Here is a 3,137-nt window from a genome sequence, read left to right as displayed (position 1 = left end):
GCGGCATGCGTAGTCAGGGCTTCCAGCCCTGAGGGTGTCAGGCCAGGATGGCCTGACTACGCACCTGGCGAGCCCAAGTGGCCGGAATCTTGATCAAGGCCCTGATTTCTTCATCTGTGTCATCTGTGGATTATTCTTCATCCGGTGAATCGGTGGATCAGCTCACCAGTCGGAAGGCGCGGTAATAGGGTTTGTCTTGCAAGGTGCCGAACAACCGCAGGGATTGTCCATCGTAGACGCCGGGATAAAACAGTACGAGCGGCGTGCTGCCCATGCGGTGGTGCAGGTTGTTCAGCAGGTTGTGGGTGCGCAGCAGGGGGTAGGCGCTGCCGACGCCAGAGACGAGGACCAGGTCTTGCTCCGCGGGCTTGACCTCGGTGGCGAATACGGCCGCCAGCTTGCCCGCGTCCAGCGGCGCGGCGAGCGCTTTGCGCAGGGCCGCGTCGCCCTGCTTCGTATAGAGGTCCAGGGCCTTGTCGTAGAACCCGCGATCCTTCAGGTGGCGGATGATCAGGTCGAACAGGTTGATGTGCATGAAGCGCAGCGCGGGGCGCCGCTTGGGGAGCTGGGTGAGTAGAAAGGCGAGGTGCCCGCGCACCTCCAGTTCCCGTTCAGCGGGATAGTCGAAGGCGTAGAACGGGATCTCATTGCCCAGGCCCTTGCCTTGAAGGAAGTCGTCGGCGGTGATCCGGTCGAGGATCTGGTCGAGCCGTTGGTTGAAGTCGCTGTTCATCCTGTCACCTGGTTTTTATCGCGCATTCACCTGCATGCAGCGCAGGGCATAGTCCTGGCCGTGGGCCTTGAGGTAGTCCACGAGCGCCGGCGCGACCGTCAGGGGCCTCAGGGTTCGCGTGCGCGCGTCGGACAGGTAACCGGCCTCGGTCAGCATGCCGAAGGCGCGTGTCCGCAGGCTGGTCAGGGTCCCGGTCGACCAATCCGGTGTGCGGGGATCGCGGGTGCGGCAGTCCTCGACATAGCGGTCCCAGTGCTGGGTCTTGAGCGTCTCCTCGAACCGCCGGTAGAGATCGCGGACGACCAAGTCCATGAAGTCGCCGACCAGGGGGGAATAGGTGATGGTCGCCGCAAAAAGCGCCTGGGTGGCCAACGGCTTGTCGCCGTCGCGGACCAGGCGCCATAAGCCCGCGGTCATGGTCCGCAGCCGGGCGCGAATCAGCACGGCCTTGGTCAATGCCGTGGTGGGCGAGCGCTTGCGCAGGAGGTTGTCCCCTGCGATGGCCTGCTTCCAGCCGGCCGCATCGACGCCCTGCAGCAGCACATCGGCCACGAGCCGACTCTCCGGGACCATGAGGCCGCCCTTGGTGAAGTTGGCCCGGTAGCGGGTGTCGGCAGGTGCGGCCATCAGTTGGAACATCCTGTGCGTGGCGATGGTTGATCTTTTGGATCAGAGCGTTGAAGCGGCGGTTCGACTCTTTGCTGCGCGGGAACCTAATCTTACCCTACGTCGACCGGTTAACGGCCATGGCGCCCGCTCCACCCCGGAACATGACAGTCCTCTCGACCGCTGTCGCAACTGCCAGCGTGCGAGGCTGCGTCGTCAGGGCTTCCAGCCCTGACTGTTCCAGTCCCGACGCGGTCAGGCCAGGATGGCCTGACTACGCACGTTCACGGTAAGCCTCGACCTCCGGTTTTCCTGTGTTCGGAACGATGATCAAAGCCGCCAACAGCCGTCCCGGGGTTACAAGTCACACCCGGCGCGCTAGACTCGGATCGCGATGCCCTGACGGTCTGCGGAGGACCAAGCCATGTACACCAACGCCCAGTATCAAGCGCGTGACGATCGGCCGGTCGATGACCAGATCGTCAATCTTCACGACGTGAGTTGGGAGGATTATGAACGGCTGCTGACCATGCGCGGCGATTGTTCGGCGCCCCGCATCAGTTATCTGGAGGGAGAGGTCGAGATCATAAGTCCGTCCCAGACCCACGAGGACATCAAGTCGCGCATCGGACGGCTGGTCGAGAGCTATTGCCTGGAACGCGACATCACGTTCAACACCTATGGTTCCTGGACCTTGAAGTCACGGGACCGCACGCGGGCGGCCGAGCCGGACGAGTGCTGGGTGTTCGGCACCGCGCCCGCCGACCGCCCGCACCTGGCCGTCGAGGTGGTCTGGACTTCTGGACGAATCGATAAGCTCGACATCTACCGCAAGCTCGGCGTCGCCGAGGTCTGGTACTGGCGCCGCGGGCGCCTGCAACCCTATTGTCTGCGCGGCGAGCGGTATGTCCCCGTCACCGCCGGCGAGGTGTTGCCGGGCCTGGATCTGGATCTGCTGACGAGCTTCCTCGACCAGCCCACCACGTCGGACGCCATTCGCGGCTATCGGCAGGCGTTGCAGATGGGGATCGCTCCGGTTCCGGGTTGACCCAGAGAGCACCGCTCACCAATAAGCGAAACAAATCCACTCGGGAATAACTTTGGCGTGTCGGTCGTTGTCGTTGTCGTTGTCGTTGTCGTTGTCGTTGTCGCAATCGTAATCGGATAAGCGATTTAAGTTTGGCATGAGCAGCCCAGGTCGTCGGTCCGCACAGCGGACCCTACAGTTACAGCTACCGGACGTTCTCTCGGACCGGGCGTCGCTGTCGTAATCGTGGTCGGATTATTCGATTACGACAACGACAACGACAACGACAGCGTACCCGGGATCTCGGTCACCACGTCAGTTCTGATCGCACCCTGGTCGACACGGGCGCCCCCGCCAAACTGCTATATTCACACCCAGGCACCGCGCCGCGAACGATGCTGACGACGACCCGGCTCCGGGACCCCGGCCAAGCCCCGGCGGCCGCCCCCCTCGAGCCCCCGCGCGAAAGACCTTAACCTATTGAATAATTTCAGGAGTCTGCGATGGACGTCACGATATTCGGCAGCGGCTATGTCGGCCTGGTGACCGGGGTCTGTCTCGCGGAGGTCGGCAACAACGTCCTGTGCATCGACGTCGACCCGGACAAGGTCGCGCTGCTCAACGGCGGCGGGGTACCGATCTTCGAACCCGGCCTCGACGACATGATCCAAAAAAACCGTGCGGCCGGGCGCCTGAACTTCTCCACCGACGCCGCGGCCGGGGTCCGGCACGGGCTCTTTCAATTCATCGCGGTGGGCACGCCGCCTGACG

General features: G+C 63.3%; 3 protein-coding genes and 1 pseudogene. 2 read left to right on the top strand and 2 right to left on the bottom strand.

Annotated elements, in window-relative coordinates; all coding sequences use genetic code 11:
* Positions 1 to 157 precede the first annotated feature (157 nt).
* Together QZY03_RS04575 and QZY03_RS04570 are read right to left on the bottom strand one after the other, a co-directional pair.
* Positions 158 to 733, bottom strand: a complete 576-nt coding sequence (locus QZY03_RS04575) for a DUF1788 domain-containing protein (protein WP_295578588.1) — start codon at positions 731 to 733, stop codon at positions 158 to 160.
* Between the two features lie 15 nt (positions 734 to 748).
* The gene (locus QZY03_RS04570) at positions 749 to 1,360 is read right to left on the bottom strand and encodes a DUF1819 family protein (RefSeq protein ID WP_295578587.1); all 612 of its coding nucleotides are present in this window, start codon (positions 1,358 to 1,360) and stop codon (positions 749 to 751) included.
* A 403-nt stretch (positions 1,361 to 1,763) separates the two neighbouring features.
* On the opposite strand from QZY03_RS04570, the gene QZY03_RS04565 reads away from it, so the two are divergent.
* Positions 1,764 to 2,387 (top strand): Uma2 family endonuclease, encoded by a 624-nt coding sequence (locus tag QZY03_RS04565; protein ID WP_295578586.1) that lies wholly within the window; start codon positions 1,764 to 1,766, stop codon positions 2,385 to 2,387.
* A gap of 482 nt (positions 2,388 to 2,869) precedes the next feature.
* Positions 2,870 to 3,137: pseudogene (locus tag QZY03_RS04560) on the top strand (UDP-glucose 6-dehydrogenase); the annotation flags it as partial.

Origin of the sequence: uncultured Lamprocystis sp. (assembly GCF_903933125.1) — a bacterium.
Classification (GTDB): Bacteria; Pseudomonadota; Gammaproteobacteria; order Chromatiales; family Chromatiaceae; genus Thiodictyon.
This window is presented reverse-complemented; position numbering and strand designations above follow the sequence as displayed.

Excerpts from the sequence above, each read along its gene's own strand:
- QZY03_RS04570 (WP_295578587.1), bottom strand. The coding sequence starts at position 1,360 with ATGGCCGCACCTGCCGACACCCGCTACCGGGCCAACTTCACCAAGGGC.
- QZY03_RS04565 (WP_295578586.1), top strand. The coding sequence starts at position 1,764 with ATGTACACCAACGCCCAGTATCAAGCGCGTGACGATCGGCCGGTCGAT.
- QZY03_RS04575 (WP_295578588.1), bottom strand. The coding sequence starts at position 733 with ATGAACAGCGACTTCAACCAACGGCTCGACCAGATCCTCGACCGGATC.